Below are 1,496 nucleotides of genomic sequence, written 5' to 3' on the forward strand. Positions count from 1 at the left end.
CAGAAGACGTCGTAAAGGGCTGGCAACAGAACGTCTGCCGCTGCTCCGTCCGGCGGCGCCCAATCTGACCTGGTCGATGGATTTCGTCATGGACGCACTTTCCACCGGTCGCAGGATCAAGTGTCTTACCTGCGTCGATGATTTCACAAAGGAATGCCTGACGGTCACTGTTGCCTTTGGGATTTCAGGCGTTCAGGTCACGCGTATTCTGGACAGCATTGCACTGTTTCGAGGCTATCCGGCGACGATAAGAACTGACCAGGGGCCGGAGTTCACTTGCCGTGCACTGGATCAATGGGCCTTTGAGCATGGTGTTGAGTTGCGCTTAATCCAGCCGGGCAAGCCAACGCAGAACGGATTTATTGAGAGCTTTAACGGACGATTTCGCGATGAATGTTTGAATGAGCACTGGTTCAGCGATATCGTTCATGCCAGGAAAATTATTAATGACTGGCGGCAGGATTATAACGAATGCCGCCCGCACTCCACGCTGAATTATCAGACACCGTCTGAATTTGCAGCGGGCTGGAGAAAGGGTCATTCTGAGAATGAAGATTCCGACGTTACTAGGGGATGTAAGCCGGAACCCCAGAAATTTCCGTCACCCTAAATAGCTGTTCCGAATAGTAGATCACCGGAGGAAGGGAACTCAGTCCAGTTTGTGCGATCTGATTAGTCGCTAAACAAAACAAGCCACACCCAAAGGACTGAGTTGATGCCTATCCTACCACCTCTGCCACGACCACAACGGCGCCGCATTCACAAAATCATCCATGCCACCCGTGATAAAGGACATGCTCGTCGCTTGATGGCCATCTTGCTGTTACATGAAGGACGCACGATCACCGATGTTCATCACCTTACCGGCGCTGCGCGCTCGACCATCGGTCGTTGGCTTCGGTGGTATCGAGATGAAGGCATAGATGCGCTAGAAGCCTTACCGGCTGGCCGTGCCCCAGTCTTACCTATCGCCAAGATTGTCACCTTACTGGTGCTGCTCATGCAGTTTTCTCCGCAAGATTTTGGTTATCAGCGCAGCCGTTGGTGTACTGAACTATTGGCTATAAAAATCAATCGGTTAACAGGGCTCAATGTGGCAGCCTCCACGCTCCGCCGATGGTTACCTCGTATGGGCATTGTCTGGCGCAGGCCCGTGCCGACCTTGCGGATAAAAGACCCAGCCTATCAGGAAAAAATGGCGAATATCGACGCCGCGCTGGCCCGCTGTGATGCCGATAATCCGGTGTTTTATGAGGATGAAGTCGATATAGACCTCAATCCCAAATTAGGAGCCGACTGGATGTTCAGAGCGCAGCAAAAGCGGGTTGTCACACCGGGGCAGAATGCCAAGCATTATCTGGCAGGCGTTCTCCACGCAGGCAACGGAAGGGTACTTTACGTCAGCGGGATCAAGAAAAACGGCACTGTTGCAAATAGTCGGTGGTGATAAACTTATCATCCCCTTTTGCTGATGGAGCTGCACATGAACCCATTCA

1 protein-coding gene and 1 pseudogene are annotated in these 1,496 nt (G+C 52.3%); both read left to right on the forward strand.

The features are described 5' to 3' along the window. The coding region (locus tag OGY13_RS08675; protein WP_286552745.1) for an integrase core domain-containing protein at positions 1 to 610 on the forward strand (610 nt) is incomplete at its 5' end. 105 nt (positions 611 to 715) lie between these two features. Further along, positions 716 to 1,429: pseudogene (locus OGY13_RS08680) on the forward strand (IS630-like element ISAhy2 family transposase); the annotation flags it as partial. Positions 1,430 to 1,496: the final 67 nt, after the last annotated feature.

It is taken from the genome of Citrobacter sp. Cpo045, from assembly GCF_030332875.1.
GTDB classification, from domain to species: domain Bacteria; phylum Pseudomonadota; class Gammaproteobacteria; order Enterobacterales; family Enterobacteriaceae; genus Citrobacter; species Citrobacter portucalensis.